At 63.7% G+C, this 16,461-nt stretch carries 17 protein-coding genes; 6 read left to right on the top strand and 11 right to left on the bottom strand.

Going from position 1 to position 16,461, the window contains the following annotated elements; genetic code table 11:
- Positions 1-12: 12 nt before the first annotated feature.
- Both QXZ85_RS02915 and QXZ85_RS02920 read right to left on the bottom strand, forming a co-directional pair.
- On the bottom strand, positions 13-1,182 hold the full coding sequence (locus QXZ85_RS02915) for a winged helix-turn-helix domain-containing protein (RefSeq protein WP_315741730.1): 1,170 nt from the start codon (positions 1,180-1,182) through the stop codon (positions 13-15).
- Positions 1,183-1,342: 160 nt separating this feature from the next.
- Positions 1,343-1,558 (bottom strand): CsbD family protein, encoded by a 216-nt coding sequence (locus tag QXZ85_RS02920; protein WP_315706826.1) that lies wholly within the window; start codon positions 1,556-1,558, stop codon positions 1,343-1,345.
- A 134-nt stretch (positions 1,559-1,692) separates the two neighbouring features.
- On the opposite strand from QXZ85_RS02920, the gene QXZ85_RS02925 reads away from it, so the two are divergent.
- On the top strand, positions 1,693-2,214 hold the full coding sequence (locus QXZ85_RS02925; protein WP_315767383.1) for a cupin domain-containing protein: 522 nt from the start codon (positions 1,693-1,695) through the stop codon (positions 2,212-2,214).
- A gap of 146 nt (positions 2,215-2,360) precedes the next feature.
- Here QXZ85_RS02925 and zigA read toward each other — a convergent pair whose 3' ends face one another.
- Positions 2,361-3,566: a zinc metallochaperone GTPase ZigA gene (gene zigA, locus QXZ85_RS02930; protein ID WP_315728409.1), complete on the bottom strand. Its 1,206-nt coding sequence runs from the start codon at positions 3,564-3,566 to the stop codon at positions 2,361-2,363.
- 241 nt (positions 3,567-3,807) lie between these two features.
- On the opposite strand from zigA, the gene QXZ85_RS02935 reads away from it, so the two are divergent.
- The gene (locus QXZ85_RS02935; RefSeq protein ID WP_315767382.1) at positions 3,808-4,296 is read left to right on the top strand and encodes a VOC family protein; all 489 of its coding nucleotides are present in this window, start codon (positions 3,808-3,810) and stop codon (positions 4,294-4,296) included.
- On the opposite strand, the gene QXZ85_RS02940 is transcribed toward QXZ85_RS02935, so the two are convergent.
- The 3 genes from QXZ85_RS02940 to QXZ85_RS02950 all read right to left on the bottom strand — a co-directional run bounded on the left by QXZ85_RS02940 (position 4,283) and on the right by QXZ85_RS02950 (position 7,648).
- On the bottom strand, positions 4,283-5,725 hold the full coding sequence (locus tag QXZ85_RS02940; protein WP_315767381.1) for an MATE family efflux transporter: 1,443 nt from the start codon (positions 5,723-5,725) through the stop codon (positions 4,283-4,285). The two genes, QXZ85_RS02935 and QXZ85_RS02940, sit on opposite strands and share 14 nt — an antisense overlap.
- A gap of 109 nt (positions 5,726-5,834) precedes the next feature.
- The gene (locus QXZ85_RS02945) at positions 5,835-6,968 is read right to left on the bottom strand and encodes a hypothetical protein (protein ID WP_315706831.1); all 1,134 of its coding nucleotides are present in this window, start codon (positions 6,966-6,968) and stop codon (positions 5,835-5,837) included.
- Positions 6,969-6,970: 2 nt separating this feature from the next.
- On the bottom strand, positions 6,971-7,648 hold the full coding sequence (locus QXZ85_RS02950) for a FecR domain-containing protein (RefSeq protein WP_315706849.1): 678 nt from the start codon (positions 7,646-7,648) through the stop codon (positions 6,971-6,973).
- A 153-nt stretch (positions 7,649-7,801) separates the two neighbouring features.
- On the opposite strand from QXZ85_RS02950, the gene QXZ85_RS02955 reads away from it, so the two are divergent.
- Positions 7,802-9,145, top strand: coding sequence for a phospholipid carrier-dependent glycosyltransferase (locus tag QXZ85_RS02955; RefSeq protein WP_315767380.1), 1,344 nt, complete (start codon positions 7,802-7,804; stop codon positions 9,143-9,145).
- Positions 9,146-9,190: 45 nt separating this feature from the next.
- Here QXZ85_RS02955 and QXZ85_RS02960 read toward each other — a convergent pair whose 3' ends face one another.
- Entirely contained in the window at positions 9,191-9,847 is a 657-nt protein-coding gene (locus QXZ85_RS02960; RefSeq protein WP_315767379.1) for an OmpA family protein, read from the bottom strand.
- A 384-nt stretch (positions 9,848-10,231) separates the two neighbouring features.
- Here QXZ85_RS02960 and QXZ85_RS02965 point away from each other — a divergent pair, with 384 nt between their 5' ends.
- A complete protein-coding gene (locus tag QXZ85_RS02965; RefSeq protein ID WP_315706833.1) occupies positions 10,232-10,462 on the top strand; it encodes a hypothetical protein in 231 nt (76 codons plus the stop codon).
- Between the two features lie 96 nt (positions 10,463-10,558).
- Here the strand turns inward: QXZ85_RS02965 and QXZ85_RS02970 are convergent, their stop codons facing one another.
- Together QXZ85_RS02970 and ggt are read right to left on the bottom strand one after the other, a co-directional pair.
- Positions 10,559-11,032: an FKBP-type peptidyl-prolyl cis-trans isomerase gene (locus QXZ85_RS02970; RefSeq protein ID WP_315706834.1), complete on the bottom strand. Its 474-nt coding sequence runs from the start codon at positions 11,030-11,032 to the stop codon at positions 10,559-10,561.
- A 163-nt stretch (positions 11,033-11,195) separates the two neighbouring features.
- Complete coding sequence (gene ggt, locus QXZ85_RS02975; RefSeq protein ID WP_315706835.1) at positions 11,196-12,782, bottom strand: gamma-glutamyltransferase; 1,587 nt, start codon at positions 12,780-12,782, stop codon at positions 11,196-11,198.
- A gap of 132 nt (positions 12,783-12,914) precedes the next feature.
- On the opposite strand from ggt, the gene QXZ85_RS02980 reads away from it, so the two are divergent.
- Both QXZ85_RS02980 and QXZ85_RS02985 read left to right on the top strand, forming a co-directional pair.
- On the top strand, positions 12,915-13,679 hold the full coding sequence (locus tag QXZ85_RS02980) for a rhodanese-related sulfurtransferase (protein ID WP_315765439.1): 765 nt from the start codon (positions 12,915-12,917) through the stop codon (positions 13,677-13,679).
- Positions 13,672-13,905, top strand: coding sequence for a SlyX family protein (locus tag QXZ85_RS02985; protein WP_315706836.1), 234 nt, complete (start codon positions 13,672-13,674; stop codon positions 13,903-13,905). Before QXZ85_RS02980 ends, QXZ85_RS02985 begins: the two co-directional genes overlap by 8 nt.
- Here the strand turns inward: QXZ85_RS02985 and QXZ85_RS02990 are convergent.
- Positions 13,902-15,845, bottom strand: a complete 1,944-nt coding sequence (locus QXZ85_RS02990) for a diguanylate cyclase (protein WP_315767378.1) — start codon at positions 15,843-15,845, stop codon at positions 13,902-13,904. The two genes, QXZ85_RS02985 and QXZ85_RS02990, sit on opposite strands and share 4 nt — an antisense overlap.
- Before the next feature lie 192 nt (positions 15,846-16,037).
- Complete coding sequence (locus tag QXZ85_RS02995) at positions 16,038-16,286, bottom strand: hypothetical protein (protein WP_315700615.1); 249 nt, start codon at positions 16,284-16,286, stop codon at positions 16,038-16,040.
- Positions 16,287-16,461 lie beyond the last annotated feature (175 nt).

Below are 16,461 nucleotides of genomic sequence, written 5' to 3' on the forward strand. Positions count from 1 at the left end.
AGCGCCGCCGGATCAATCCCTCAGTTGAAACCGCTCGAACCGGTGCAATTCCTCCTCGATGCGCCGCTTCAGCGCTTTCCGCGCTTCACCCCGTGCCGCTTTGCCGGACCCGACCCAGCTCCATTTCTGCATCAACAGCTTCCGCTTCTGCCGGTCGGTCTTCAGATCGAGCGCCGCAACGATGTCCTCGCCGACCAGGACGGGCAGCGCGAAATAGCCGAACTGCCGCTTCTCCTTCGGTACATAAGCCTCGAAGCGGTGCGCATAGTCGAAGAACAGCTCAGTGCGCTTGCGCTGGATGATCAGAGGATCGAACGGCGACAGGATATGCACACGGTCCGAGCCGAGTTCGCCGATGCGATCGAGCATCTCCGGCCGGGCCCAATGCTGCAGCTTTCCAGCCCCTTCGATATCGACCGGCACAAGTTCCCCGCGCCGCTGCCGCGCCTCGATCAAGCGCCGGACTCCTGGCTTGGCCGGCGCATCGAGATGACAGGCCGAGTCGAGACTGACGACGCCTTGCGCACGCAGCGCACGGTCGAGCAGATAGGCTGTGATCTCAGCCTGGGTTGCGGGCTTGGGCGGCTTGTCCCAACCGAAATGCCGGCTGGTCAGATCATAGGTCTTGAGCATGCCCTCACGGCCGGAGATCGTGAGCGTGCCCTGGTAGAAGCCGAGCTGCAACGCGCGCTTCGACGGCTTGCGGCTCGCCCACAGATGTTCCTTTTCGGTCAGGACGTCGTCTTCGATGTCGCGGATCGTCAGCGCGCCCTGGCGGATCAACCGCATCACCTTGCGCATGTCCTCCGGCTTGACGGAATTGAGCCAGCGATGGCCATCGCGGCGATGCCGCCGCATCGCCGGCAGGAAGAAGCGGAAATCATGCATCGGCACATAGGCCAGCGCATGCGTCCAGTATTCGAAAACGCTCTTGTCGACGCTCTGGGCCTGGCGGAGATCGGCGCGGCGATAGGCAGGAATGCGCGTGAACAGGATGTGATGATGGCAGCGCTCGATGACGTTGATGGTGTCGATCTGGACATAACCGAGATGGGCCACCGCCGCCGCGACGGCTTCCGGGCCAGCACCGAAGGGCGTCTCCTCATCCAGCCGTTGTGCCCGCAGCCAAATGCGTCTTGCCTGAACCTGTGTCAGATGAACTGAGGGAATCGCGCGCGCCATCGCACCGATTGTAGCGGGATTCGTACCGGCATGGGCAGCCGGCGATCACTGGGGCGTGACCTCGCCGCGTCCCGACGGACGAAAAAAGACCGGCTCCCCCGGGATGAGGGAGCCGGTCTCTCGACGCGCGCACATTACAAAGCCGTCGAGTGAACCTCGCTTAGAGATTCTTGTTGACCGTTGAAGCCGCGCTGTTCGCAGCGTCCTTGGTGGCCTGCTTGGCGTCGCCTACCGCCTTCTGGCCCTTGCCCTTCACTTCCTGCATGGCACCTTCGCCCTGCATGCGATCCGAGCCGACCGCCTCGCCGATGCCCTGCTTGGCCTTGCCGACAGCCTCGTTGGTTGCGCCTTTGATCTTGTCAGTGGTGGCACCCATGGTCATTTCTCCTCCGTTGTGTTGCTCTCCCACAGACAACGCCGGCCATGCCAAAAGGTTCGCGGAACCTTTGTGGCGTTGCCGCGGCCTTTTCGTTAAGCTGCGCGTAGTTCCATCCAAGAAGAAAAGCATCCATGTCCGGTTCTCACCATCACGACGCACACGGCCATTCTCACGATCACGCTGACGAGCGCTGGAAGCACGATGGCATCCGCGTCATTCCCGGCGATCAGCTCGATCCCAACGTGCCGTCGACCGCCGGCATGGACCGCAAGGCCGCGATCAATTTCGCCCGCGTCGGCGCGCAGAAATTGTGGGCCGGCACGGTGACGATCAAACCCGACGCCAAGACCGGCGCGCATCATCACGGCCATCTGGAAAGCATCATCTATGTCGTGAAGGGCAAGGCGCGGATGCGCTGGGGCGAGAAGCTGCAGTTCACCGCCGAAGCCGGCCCCGGCGATTTCATCTTCGTGCCGCCTTACGTGCCGCACCAGGAGATCAACGCCAGCCCGGACGAGGTGCTGGAATGCGTGCTGGTGCGCTCGGACGGCGAGGCGATCGCCGTCAACATCGACATCGAACCGGTCGAAAAACCGGAGACCGTGCTGTGGATCGATCCCGTGCACCGGGATCCCTCTGAAGGGAAGCCGTAGCGCCCGGTCGAGTGGCTGTTGATCCTGGGCTGGTGCTCTGCCCGGGTGAGATCGCCCTGAGGCACCTCTGGCGCGCCCCAGGGCTCCCGCGCAAAGCCGTGGGCGGCGTTTACGCAAGTGGCATGTGAACAGGCCGTTCGGCGGTGCTAGGCCGGCTGGCCGGCGCGGCGCCAATCCGGAAACGGGTCCGACAGCTTGGCCCATGTCGCAACATCCATCGACGGCTGACCCGGCAGCAGGCAATCATCGAGGCGCGCGCGCAGGGCCGCCTCGTCCATGTTGGTGCCGATGAAGACGATCTCCTGCCTGCGGTCGCCATAGATGTCGTCCCAACGTTCGAGCAACCGTGAACGCCAAGCCGGATCCTGCGGCCAAAGCTTGGACGGCACAGCGGCCCACCAGAAGCCGAGCGCATGGGTGCGTACCAGGGCGCCTGCCTGGCTGACTTCGCCGAGCCATTGCGGCCGCGTCGCCAGCCAGAAATGGCCTTTGGCGCGAATGACACCCGGCCAAGATTGCTTGATGAAGCGATCGAACTTCTCGGGAACGAAAGGGCGACGGGCGCGGTAGACGAAGCTGGCCACGCCATAGGCATCGGTCTCCGGCACGTGATCGGCAAAGCCGTACAGTTCGTCGTACCAGAGCGGATGCTGCTGGGCCTTCTCGAAATCGAAGCGACCGGTCGCCAGTACGCGATCGAAGGGCACCACGCCATGATTGGTCTCGATGAGGTCGGCACGCGGATTGAGCGCGCGGATGATCTTGCGCGCAGCATCGCGCTGGTCGGGCGTCGCGTCGTCGGTCTTGTTGAGCACGATGACGTCGGCGAACTCGATCTGCTCGACGAGAAGATCGACCAGCGCACGGTCGTCGCCTTCGAGCGCCTCGCCGCGATGGGCGAGAAAATCCGAGGAGGAATAATCCTTCAGCAGGTTCACGGCATCGACCACGGTGACCATCGTGTCGAGTTGCGCGATGTCGGAAAGGCTCCCGCCGTGCTCGTCGCGGAAATCGAAGGTCGCTGCCACCGGGAGCGGTTCGGCGATGCCGGTGGATTCGATCAGGAGGTAGTCGAACCGGCCGCTCTCGGCCAACGAGCGCACCTCCTTGAGAAGATCGTCGCGTAGCGTGCAGCAGATGCAGCCATTGCTCATCTCGACCAGTTTCTCATCCGTCCGCGACAGGTTGGCACCGCCATCGCGAACGAGGTCCGCATCGATGTTCACCTCGCTCATGTCGTTGACGATCACCGCGACTTTTAGGCCGCGACGATTGTTCAGGATGTGGTTCAGCAAAGTGGTCTTCCCAGCCCCTAGGAAGCCGGACAAGACGGTGACGGGGAGTCTGCGCATGGAGATCGAAGAGCCTCTTCAACGGGATCGGTCGCGGGTGTCGCATGGCTGCATATGTTATGTTATAACATAACATCTCTTGAGCAGCACTCCCTGTCAAGGCGTTGCTGCGGGAGACGCTTCACACCGACTTGATGGCTGCGGCGTCCGGACCAAGTTCTGCGCTTTTCATGTCCTGCGCTGTCGGCCCGGTGGCTTCTCGTTCGTCCTCCGGGCATCGCAAAGCCCGAAAGGAAAATGGATGTCCAAGATCGTCCCCTGCCTGTGGTTCAATGGCGACGCTGAGGAGGCCGCCAATTTCTACGTCTCGCTGCTTCCGGAGTCGCGGATCGAGACGGTGATGCGCGGCCCGATGGACAACCCCTCGGGCTCGGCGGGTGCGGTGCTGGTGGTCGAGTTCACGCTGGCCGGCCAGCGCTTCATGGCGCTCAACGGCGGGATGAAGGTCGAGCACACGGACGCGGTGTCGTTCAAGATCGGCTGCGAGAACCAGGCCGAGGTCGACCGTCTTTGGGATGCGCTCTGCGCCGACGGCGGTGCGCCGGTGCAATGCGGCTGGCTCAAGGACCGCTGGGGCATGCGCTGGCAGATCGTGCCCAATGCGATGATGCGCTATCTTGGCGGGCCCGATCGCGCCGCTGCGCAGCGGGCGATGGCGGTGATGATGAAGATGGTCAAGCTCGATATCGAGGTCCTGCGCCAAGCCTATGAAGGCGTCAGCGCGGCGTAAGGCGCCAGATATGGCCTGACATCAGCACTGGGCTGCAGATCGCGGCGTAGGCCAGCAGCGAGAGCATCACCATGGCGGCAAGCGCCGCCATGCCGCCGCCGAACTGCGCGACGACAAGCCAGCCGCCTCCGGCCGCGATCAGGATACGCACCACCGAGGCGAGGAACGGCCACAGCACGTGACCGGCGCCCTGTCCGGCAAAGGCCAGCACGAAGCCAAAGCCGAGCGCGGCATAGGCCGGTGCGACGAAGCGGAGATAGATGGCGCCTTCGCGCAACACATCCGGCTGATGGCTGAACAGCGTCAGCCAGAGCGGCGGATACAGCGCAACGCCACAGCCGATCGCACCGACGAAACCGGCGCCGACCAGCGCGCTGAGCCTTGCGATATGCCGGGCGCGCGCACCGTGGCCGGCGCCGATATTGATGCCGACCATGGTCAGCGTCGCGGTGCAGAGCCCGAACAGGATCGGGATCATGATGTAGTCGAGCCGCGATGCGATGCCGTAGGCGGCAAGTTCCGAAGTGCCGAAGCGGCCGGCCGCGGAGGTCACCAGGATCACGGTGAGGTTCACCAGCACGGCGCTGGCCGAGGTCGGAAGTCCAACCTTGAGGATATCGGCGAACAGCCGCCACTGCAGCGGCGCGATGCGGCAATGCAGGCTGGAACGCCCTGAGGCCATATAGCGCACCAGGACCAGCATTGCTCCGGCATAGTATAGTCCGAAGGCAATGCCGGCGCCGCCGATGCCGAGGCCAGGCATCGGGCCAAGACCGAAGATCAGGAGCGGCGACAGCGGGATCATTACGCCAGCGCCGATCAAGGTCACCAGCGCCGGCACCCGGACATTGCCCGAACCGCGCAGCGCCGCCGCCTGCAGGTTGACGATCCAGACCGGTATCGCGCCCGCGAACAGGTAATTGGAATATTTCAGCGCCGCGTCCAGCGCGCCGGCGCGTCCGCCGAGCGCGTGGTACAGCGCCGGGCCTCCGAGCGCGGTGCCGATCGAAAAGAGCGCACCCGCCACGACCGAGAGCACGATGGCGTGAAACACGATGGCATCAGCATCCGCCTTCCGACCAGCCCCGATCGCACGCGCGACCGCCGAGGAGACGCCGCTGCCGATGCCGCCGTTCGACATCATCGTCATCAGCATGAAGAGCGGAAACACCATCGCAACGCCCGCCAGCGCGTCGGTGCCGAGGAAGCCGACATAATAGACCTCGGCGACGTTCACCGCGGTCTGCGCCAGCAGCACCGTCATGGTCGGCAACGCCAGCTTGAACAGCGTCGGCAGCACCGGGCCGGTCAGGAGCGCCGCCCGGGTCCTCTCGGCGTTGGAGGCGGGCTGGCGCGCGGCGCCGCTTACGGGACGCGCCGCTTCGGCGACACCGGGCCGAGACGCAGTGGTGGGGGCGTCAATATCCATCGCTTCACGTCCCTCGCCCCGGCCAGGGTTATTAGATGATACTCATCATTCAATATAGCCGAGCGATTGCCGGCACAAGCGCATACGGGTCATGAAATCTTGAGCGGGCTCAGTAATTGACCCGCAGGCCGACACCGCCATGGATGGTGTTGCCGACCGGCTGCGGTCCCAGCGTTCCGTTGACGAAGAGATCGGCAACCCAGCCCTGGGCGAGGCGAAAACCGAGACGGCCGCCATATTCGAACCAGCCCTGGTTGCCCATGGTCGGTGTCACCGTGCCGTTGCCGGTCACGGTCGCGACGATGCCGGAGCGGGTGGCGAAGGACTGCACATAGCCGCCGTTGAGATTGGCCTCGAGGCTGGCACCGAACAGATGCGTCCACTGCCCGCCGAGCTTGACCAGGCTGGTGCGGTCGGTGCCACCGGCGACCTGTGCGTCGAACGGGTTGAAGATCACCGCGGGATCGCGATAGCCGGAGATATGCTGCCAGAGCTGCCAGAGTTCGACCGAGGCGGCGAGTTCGTCTCGCGGCGAGATCCGGTTGATCCAGCCGGCACGGCCGTAGATGGCGTAGTTCGAGGCTGTGGTGCTGCTGTCCAGCGTCACCGTGCCGAGGCTCGTCGTATAGCTGCGGCCGTAGCGTAGCTTCTCGTAGGGCGTCAGGACGGTGCCGACGTCGAAGAACGGCCGCGACGAGCCCCAATCGGTGAAATCATAGCGCAAGGCGAACGCGCCGATCGGCGCACTGGTGACGTGATAGCCGCCTTCATTGTATTGCGTGTAGGCGAGGCCGGCGAGCAGCGACAAATTGTTGGTCAGCGTCTTGCGGCCGTGAATGCCGGCTGAGAACGAGCCGGCCGAACCGAACGCGCTGACACAGTCGCTGCAATTGACCTGCTCGTTGACACCGAGCAACACGGTGCCGAGCACGCGGTTGGTGATCATCTGGTTGAAGCGTTGATCGGCAAGGCTATTGATCGAACGTCCACTGGAATCCGAGCCGGTCGGCGTCGGGCTCGGCGAAGGATTCGGTGTCGGGGTCGACGTTGGAGTCGGCGAAGGTGATGAGCTCGGGCTCGGGCTGGGGCTGGACGTCGGGCATGCCGCGGCGACGAGACTGGAGGTCGCCGTGCCGGAGCAGCCCTGGGCGGCCGCGGGCGCTCCCTGCAGCAGGGTCACGGCAATGGCCAATGCCGTGGCGAATATGAGGAATGCTGCGGATCTGTACGCAAATCTCGCCATGATCAGCGCCCGCACAAGATGCCGGTGAAATCCTGGCCCGGCGTGTTGCTGGCAAGATCCGTCACGGTGCACAGTCCCGCCGTGGACGCGCAACTCGCAGCGAAGCTCCAGGGCGGATTATTGGTCTTCTTGATCGTGCTCTTGCCTCCGCCCGTTGCAGTGACGATCGCGGTATCGCCGGGCTGGGTCAGCTGGATGCACTGGAAGGTAAGCGTACAGACGGTGGAGGCGCCCTCTTGCAGCACCACCATGGTCTGGCCGCGCTGCGACTTGATGTCGAGAATGGTGCCGCGCACGCCGATCGTCGCAAGTTGCGTATTGATCTTGTAGGCCGCCTTCTCGGAATGACCGGTCACGAAACGGAAGACGCCGGTGCCGAGCCGGATGGCAATGTCGCGATAGCTCGTCTCGCCGTTGAAGACGGTCCGATCGAGCGTCAGCGTCGCATTGGGACCGAGCGACAGATTGGTACTGTCGATCATCACAAGACGTGCGGCGCTCTCGTTGCCGGTCCGCACCGTCTCGTCGCGGACCACCTGGTCGCCGACATTGATCGGGCTCATTGCAGCGCCTGCAATGCGCAACACCTGATTCTGGATGACGGCGGCCTCCCCGATTCGGGTCTCGGCGCATGCAGGGCTCGCTGCAAGCGGTGCAGCGATACAGGAAAAACCGATCATCAGAATGAGGTGACGCGAACGCATTTCAATACCAATGGATTGCCTCTATGATCGTAACCGAAAACCGCGAGCTGCGATGTTGTCGAAGCGCAACAGCGGCGATTCATCCGCGTAGCTTGTTAGTGGCGCCAGGCTCGAACTCAGTTCAAGGCGATGGACACAAAAGTTGCCCCTGACTCGGTCGCGACCGGACGTGCCCGCACGCCTCAGCGCCCTTCAACTCAGCCGAGCCTCTCGGCTCCTCGGTGCGCGGCGATTGCGTTCGCTATTTTCGTAAGCACTCATGTCGCGCTCCTGATCGGCCTGTCCGCACCGGAGAAATTCGTCTTCGACGAGTTGCACTACGTGCCAGCGGCGCGGCAGATGCTCGGCCTCATGCCGGCTACGCCGCAGCTCAACCCGATGCATCCGCCGCTCGCCAAGGAATTGATCGCGCTCTCGATCCGCAGCTTCGGTGACAATGCGTTCGCCTGGCGCTACCCGGGGACGCTGTTCGGCGCGCTTGCGGTGGTGGCTATCTACCTCTGCGGACTTACCCTCTTTGCCGCGCAAGCCCCCGCGCTCGCTGCAGCCCTGATCGCCGTCTTCAATCAGATGCTGTATGTGCAGGCGCGTACCGCGATGCTCGACATCTACGCGCTGGCCTTGAGCCTGCTCGCGATCGCGGCGTTCCTGCATGGCTACAGGCGGCGCAGCCCGCAAGCCGCCTTCGCGCTTGCGGGCGCAGGCTTCGGATTGGCCGCCGCCTGCAAGTGGAGCGGCGCGTTTCCGCTCGTCGCCGTGCTCGGCATCGTTGCGCTGGTCCGACTGCTGCAGCATTGGCGAACATCGTTTGCCGAGCCGCGCGAGGACGACTGGTACCGGCCCGAGCTTTGGGCGAACCTGAAATCCTATCAGATTGCGCTTTGCTTCCTGGTCATTCCCGCCGCTTGCTACTTCGCGACCTTCATCCCGCTGTACGGCCCTTCGGTCGCCGACATCCTCGAGGCGCAGCGTCGCATCTTCGCCGACAACGTCACGACCGCGATCGCCGGCCACACCTATATGAGCGCCTGGCCGAGCTGGCCACTGCTGCTGCGGCCGGTGTGGTTCCTGTTCGACAAGACCGATGATCAGCACATCGCCGCGGTGGTGTTTCTCGGCAATCCCGTGGTGCTGTGGCCGGCGCTGCTGGCGCTCCTCGTGTGCGTGCGTGACGTCGTGATGGCGCGCCGAGCCGGGCCGTTCCTGATCGTCGCGTTTTATCTGGGCTGCTACCTGCCGTGGGCCCTGCTGCCGCGCGCACTGAGCTTTCTCTACTACTACCTGCCATCAGCGACGCTCGCGAGCCTGGCGCTGCCTTATGCTCTAGCGAAGTCGTGCAGGTACTGGGCCCTGTGGCTCTATGTGGCTCTCGTCGCCGCCGGCTTCGTGGCGATGCTGCCGATCAGCGCCGCCTTCATCGGCACATCGATGCAGACCTTCAACCGCCTGATGCTGTTTCAGAGCTGGATCTGAAACTTTGCTAGCGCGCCGCTAATTGCAGACGGCGCGCGCAAGCCGTCATTTCGTGGCGGTCTTGGTCTCCATGTTGATCACCTGGACACGACGGTTGACGGCGGCAGCCGGATTGGCGGGATCCTTCAACTTGGTCCTGCCATAGCCGACCGTGACGAGATCTTTGCCCACGATGCCGAATCTATCGGCCAGATAACGCTTGATGGTGTCTGCACGACGCTCGGACAGGTCCTGATTGAAACTGTCGCCGCCGATGCCGTCGGTATGACCGGCGACGACGAAGGTCGCGCCCTTCAGGCTCGGATCGGACATCGCCTTTCCAAGCTCCTGCACCGCCGGCATCGCCGCTTTGCTGATCTGCGCCGAGTTGTAGTCGAACTGGATCTCCAGATCGATCTTCGGCCTGCTCGCCGCAAGCTCGGCGAGTTGCGCGCGTTCGCCGAGCGACAGCGAGCGGGTGTTGCGGTTGCGCACGCTGTCGATAAAGCTCGCCTCCTTGGCTTGCTGGGCTGGGTCGGGCTGCGGCGTCGTCGCTTGCGCGCCGGCTGAAAGGCCGCGCGTGACCGGCTTCGGCTTCAGTGCGTTCAGGATCTGCTCCGCCGAAACGGCCCCCTCGCCCGCCAGCGCGAGACCGCCCCCGACCGAGAACGCGGCACCGAGCGCAATCGCATGCAGTCCAAAGGGTGCAATGAAACGTGTCATCTTCGTCATCCTTGAAATCGCGCCTGACGGCAATTGGATGCCGGAACGATAGGACCGGTTCAAACGCACCGATGTGACGGAGATCACATCGCAGAGGACGAGGAACATGCCGCCCGCGCAGAACGTTCTCAGGTTGAAACGCCAGTGAGTTGCGTTGCTGCGCGCCGGCCGCAAAGCAGTCGTGAGGCTGCCGGCCTGCGGACAAGAAAACGGCCAGAGACCGCTCTACGCGGTTGTTCGATCACAGGATAGGCTTCAGCGCGCGACGACGATCAACCACAGCAAGAAACGACCAGAAAAGCAGACGACGTGTTCAATTCTCCGCGCCGGCGTGACTATCAAAACTACCGCACGGGCAATTCGGATCAGGCTGGCTCCAGTTCCATGTCGATCCTGATCGGCGCCGGCTTGATCGCCGCGGCGATCCTGCTGTCGACATTGATCTCGGCCCTGGGCAGTCGCTATGTCGGCCTTGAGAGTCCGGCAGACGACACGGCCTGGCTGGTCGACCGCCTCACCGGGCGGGTCTACAAATGTCAAGCTGCGGAACCCGGCCGGGCGGCCTGCAAGGCAGACGCCGCAACCGGCAGCATTTCCGACAAGCCCAAACCTTGATGAGGGACATCATCTCGGCATCGTGGGCATGCCGAACGACCCGCCGGCCGTGGTCTTGCTGCCGCGCCGCCCGACCCGAGGCGGCGCGGCTTTGGACTACTTCACGCCCAGCAATTCGACGTCGAACATCAGTGTCGCGTTCGGCGGGATCACGCCGCCGGCGCCGCGTGCGCCATAGCCGAGTTGCGGCGGAATGATCAGCGTGCGCTTGCCGCCCACCTTCATCGTGGCGACGCCTTCGTCCCAACCGGCAATCACGCGCTTCATGCCGATCGGGAATTCGAACGGCTCGTTGCGGTCGACGGAGGAGTCGAACTTCTTGCCCTTCTGGCCGTTCTCATAAAGCCAGCCCGTGTAATGCATCACGCAGATCTGCCCCGGTTTCGGCGAGGGTCCTGTGCCCTCCTTGATGTCGATGATCTCGAGTCCGGAGGGCGTGGTCATGATCTTTCCTTTGGTCTGAGGAGCAGCACTCTGCGCCGACGCAGAGGTCGGGACAGACGCGGACAAGGCGGCCAGCGCAATTGCCGCCGCCGTGATCGCAAGCTTCGTAAACTTCGGACGCCGCATCGGTCACCGTCTTGGCTTGTTCGAGGGACCGCTGTTTAACGCAAAGCGGCGCCTGTTTCCAGCCGCTCACATCCCGCTCCGCCTGCGCCGCGAAGCAGATCCAGCACCGCACGGAGGCTCTGGATCGTTTCGCTGCGCGCGCGGCGATGACGCTCAAGCCGGCTCAATAGCCCAGCGCGCAGCCGTCCTTGCGCGGATCGGAGCCGCCGGTGAGCGTGCCCTTGTCCCAATCGATCCAGACCGCCTGGCCGCCGCCGAGCGGCGCAACCAGCTTGGTGGTCTTGTGACCGATCTTCTGCAAGCCCTCGACGACATCGGCCGGAATGCCGTCCTCGAGCTGATAGACGCCCTCGTAGTGCAGGCCGCGCGCCATATCGATGGCCTCCTGCACGTCGCAGCCAAAGTCGAGGATGTTGGTCAGCACGTGGGTCTGGCCGGTCGGCTGATACTGGCCACCCATCACGCCATAGGACATCTGGGCGCGGCCGTTTTTCGTCACCAGCGCCGGGATGATCGTGTGCAGCGGCCGCTTGCCGGGCCCGATGCAGTTGGGATGACCGACCTGGATGCGGAAACCGCCGGCGCGGTTCTGCAACAGCACGCCGGTCTTGTTGGAGACGATCGCCGAGCCGAAGGAATGCGCGATCGAATTGATGAAGGAGCAGACGTTGCGGTCGCGGTCGACGACGGTGATGTAGACCGTATCCGGATTCATCGGCGGTGCCACGTTCGGCAGATCGAGCAGACGGTCCATGCTGATACGGCCGATATACTCGTCGGCGAATTCGCGGGCGAGGATCGCGGCGACGTCGACCGTCATATGCGCCGGATCAGCCACATGCTGCTCGCGGATCATATAGGCGATGCGCGCTGCCTCGGCTTCGAGATGCATGCGTTCGACCGAGAGCGGCGCAACCTTGGTGAGGTCGAAACGCGACAGGATGTTGAGCATCACCAGCATGGTGATGCCCGGGCCGTTCGGCGGGCACTGCCAGACGTCGTAATCCTTGTACATGGTGCCGATCGGCGAGGTCACCTCGGTCCTGTGGTTGGCGAAATCCTCCAGGGTGTGGAGGCCGCCGATGCCGCGCAGCGTCTCGACGATGTCGTCCGCGATCGGACCGGTGTAAAAGGCCCGCGGCCCGTCCTTGGCAATCGCGCGCAGGGTCTGCCCGAGTTCCGGCTGGCGGATCACATCGCCAGCGACCGCGGGCTTGCCATGCGGCAACAGATACCGTTCGGTGTTGGTGCCGTTCTTCAGCTTCTCGAACTGGTTCTTCCAGTCGAAGGCGATGCGCGGCGCCACCACATAGCCTTCTTCTGCCGCACGAATCGCCGGCTGCAGCAGCCGGTCGAGCCCCAGCCGGCCGTGATCCTGCAGGATGCGATGCCAGGCATCGACCGCGCCGGGGACCGACACCGCATGCGCCGACGTGAGCGGCACCGAGTGGATCTTGCGCTCCAGATACCACTCGACATTGGCTGCCATCGGAGCCCGGCCGGAGCCGTTATAGGCCGTGATCCTGCCATCGCCCTTCGGCTGCACCAGCGCGAAACAATCGCCGCCGATGCCGGTCGATTGCGGCTCGATCACCGCGAGCAGCGCGGCAGCTGCCACGGCCGCATCTGCCGCAGTGCCGCCGGCCCGCAGCACCTCGATCGCGGCCAAGGCGGCCTGCGGATGCGACGTTGCAACCATGGCGTTGAGGGCGTGAACCGTGGATCGACCGGGGAAGTGGAAGCTTCTCATTCTTGCTCGCTGCGTTCTGCTAGAAGGGCAAAGGAGCCCGCGCTGGCCGCCGTCATGACATATTCTGTCCCGCCTGGGCAATGGCCTGGGATACCAGCTTTTCCGATGGCAGTTCTGCTGGTAAACGGCGGCATGGCTTTCAAGGTCGCTGCCTTCTATCAGTTCACCGCACTGCCGGATTTCAGGGCACTCCGTGCGCCGCTGCTGGCGCTGTGCGGCCGGCTGGGAGTGAGGGGCAGCCTGCTGCTGGCGCAGGAAGGGATCAACGGGACCTTGGCCGGCAGCCCCGACGGCATCGACGCCCTGATGCGGGAATTCTGCGATGGACCGCTGTTCGGCGGGCGGCTGGACAACCTCGAACTGAAATTCTCGACCGCGCGTGCCATGCCGTTCCAGCGGCTGAAGGTGCGGATGAAAAAGGAGATCGTGACGTTAGGCGATCCCGCGGCCGATCCGACCCGGCAGGTCGGGACCTATGTCGATCCCGCCGATTGGAACGCGCTGACATCATCGCCCGACGTTTTCGTGCTCGACACCCGGAACGCGTTCGAAGTGGCGATGGGCACCTTCGAAGGCGCCGTCGATCCCGCCATCAAGAGCTTCGGCCAGTTCAAGGATTTCGCGGCCGCCCATCTCGATCCCGCCAAGCATAAGCGGATCGCGATGTTCTGCACCGGCGGCATCCGCTGCGAGAAGGCGAGTTCGCTGCTGCTCGCGCGCGGCTTTGCCGAGGTCTACCATCTCAAAGGCGGCATCCTCAAATATCTGGAACAGATCCCCCAGGGGGAAAGCCGCTGGCGCGGCGAGTGCTTCGTATTCGATGAACGCGTCGCGCTCGGTCACGGCCTGCGAGAACATTCCGAACGTCGCCAGCAGGAGGGCGCGGGTGATGAGTGAAGCCGGAGAGCTGAATGCGACCAAGGAGTTGAGCGAGCGCATCGACGCGCTGGAAGCGCGCGTGATGTTCCAGGACGACACGATCGAGACGCTGAATCAGACCGTCATGATGCAATGGCGCGAGATCGAGGCGCTGAAGCGGCAGATTGCCGCACTCGGTGAGCGGCTCGATGAAGCCCAGGCAGGTGCGGAAGGGCCGACCAACGAGCCGCCGCCACACTATTAGGGTCTGGCGCGAACACCCGTGCGTTCGCCTAGGCTGGTGTCGCCGTCGGGGGCTAGGCTCGGCGCCAATGGGATCAACTCGCCCGCCATGATGACGCGGTCGCGGCCGCCATCCTTCGCCGCATAGAGCGAGCGATCGGCCGCCTCGATCAACGATGCACGCTCCAGCGAACGCTCGCTGCCCGGCCGGCACACGGCACCGCCGATACTCGCCGTCACGATGCCGAATGGGGCGTTACCCCGATGCGCGATGGCCCTCTCGCGGATCGCGCGGCGAATCCGCTCGCCGATGCGCACGCAGCCGGCCGCATCGGTGTTTGGCAGCAGAATCGCAAATTCCTCGCCGCCATAGCGCGCGGCAAGATCGGAGGTCCGTTGCACTTCCCCGGCGAGAACGACAGCCACAGTGTGCAGGCATTCGTCACCGGCCTGATGCCCATAGGTATCGTTGAAGGCCTTGAAATGGTCGAGGTCGATCATCAGGAGCCCCAGCGAGGTCTTCTCGCGATAGGCCCGGCTCCATTCCTCGAGCAGCCGTTCGTCGAAACGGCGGCGATTGGCGAGGCCAGTGAGGCCGTCCACGACTGCCAAGGTTTCGAGCTTGCCCTGCAGCGTCATCTGCTGGGTGACATCGCGCGTGATCGCTACAAAACCATCGAGCGAGCCGTCATCGTTGCGGCTTGCGCTCAATGTGGTCTCGACCCAGATCTCCGATTTGTCGCGCCGCCGGATACGATAGGTTGCGCGCGCCTCTTCCGTTTCACCGCGCTTGATCGAGAGGATGATCTCTTCGATCGGCGAGGCGTCGAGCGGATGGATGCCGGCGAGCGCACGCTTGCCAAGCAGTTGCGCCGGCCTCCAGCCGAGCACCCGGACCACCGACGGCGAGATGTAGCGGATGCGATCGTCCGGCCCGATCCGAGCGACGATATCGCTCGAATCCTCGGCGAGCAGGCGGAAATTCTTTTCGCTGGAAACCAATGCCGACGCCAAGCGCCGTCCTTGGAGTATCAATCGCACCAGGAAAAGGCCGATTCCCAATATCAGGAGGACGAGGCCAACGATGACCGCGATCCGAACGAATGAATGCCTTTTCCATTCTGCCAGTACATCCTCCTGCGTCCGTGTCACCAGCAGCAGGAATGGATAGCGCTGCCCGCGCTGGTAGAAGCCGATCCGCTCGGAGTCATCCTGCAGGAACTGCACATGCAGGTTTCCGGAGCTCGGATAAAAGGGAATGTCATCGGCGAGTGGCTGCGGTGCCGCATCGGCCACCAGATCGACGCTATGCGCGAGGATCGTTCCGTCGCGGCGCATCAAGCTGATGGTCCCGTGCGGGCCGACATCGAACTGATGGTAGAAATCGGAAAAATAGTCGACCTCGATCGTGGCAAGCACCACGCCCGCAAAGCGGCCGTCAGGATGATTCCACCGGCGCGACAAGCTGATCACCGATTGGTGGCCGGACTTGCTCTGCACGGGCCCGCCGATCAGGAGCGAGCGGTCCGCCGATTTTCGATGATAACCGAAGTAATCGCGGTCGGCATTGTTGACGTTCGAAAGAGCGACGTCCTCGGTCGCCGCGAGACAGCGCCCATTCTCATCATAGGCAAAAACGCCCCGGATCCGGCCCAGGCTGGATCTACCGCTCGTGAGAATGGCTTGTAGCCGCAAAACCGTCGTGATGCTTCCATCGTCTGTCTCGAGCGCGCTCACGGCGCCGCGGATGGTTGCTTCAGCGAGTTCGATCGTATCCTCGGCATGTTGCGCAAGCGAGCGTGTCAGATTGCCGAGCTCAACTTCGGCGCTCCGGAGCGTGTTGTCGCGAGAGGCCCATTCGCTCCCGCCGCTCAAAACGACGATGGCTGCGCAAACAGACAGGACAAAGACAGCCGCCCACATAGGCAGGCGGCTCAGTCGGTTATGCGCGACAACATCCATTCCGCGGGACTCTCCAGATCGAGGAAAAATCCCACGCACATCTTATTTATCTCTGAAATGGACGCCGAACGGCGAGGTCGGATGACGGGTACATTCCCGTATGACTACTGTTATCGCCGTATATTTACGGGTCGTGGCACCAGTCAGGACTCGGATGCCGCGACGTTTTGGCGCACGGCGTTTTCCGATACCTCAGCGCACGAAGACGGATCGGAACTTGTCCCACAAAGATGGGGCGTGCGCATCCGCGCTTTCGTCATCGACGCTGCGCCCCCTCTTGGTGACGACCGACGGCTGTTGCGCGCTGACCGGATCGGATGCGGGAAACGTGTCCATCAAACCGTTGTCGAGTTGCGTCGTCGTCTCGCGGTCGCGCCGTGCCGCTTCACGCGGATCGTCGGCATGCTTGTCGTGCGGGGCGGGATCGAACTTCTCAGCCATGATCATCTCCCTTTGAGCTCGATAATCTGAGTGAGACAACGCAGGGGGAAAACCGGCGTTCCGACCGGATTTCGCGGGCTCTGCACGGGCACAGGGATCGCTCACGAACGCCGCATCGAGCCCACGTCCGGATGCCGGATTGACCTTGGCCGGAACCGCATCCCCATGTATCACA

The organism is Bradyrhizobium sp. SZCCHNGR1005, from assembly GCF_032489995.1.
Classification (GTDB): Bacteria; Pseudomonadota; Alphaproteobacteria; order Rhizobiales; family Xanthobacteraceae; genus Bradyrhizobium.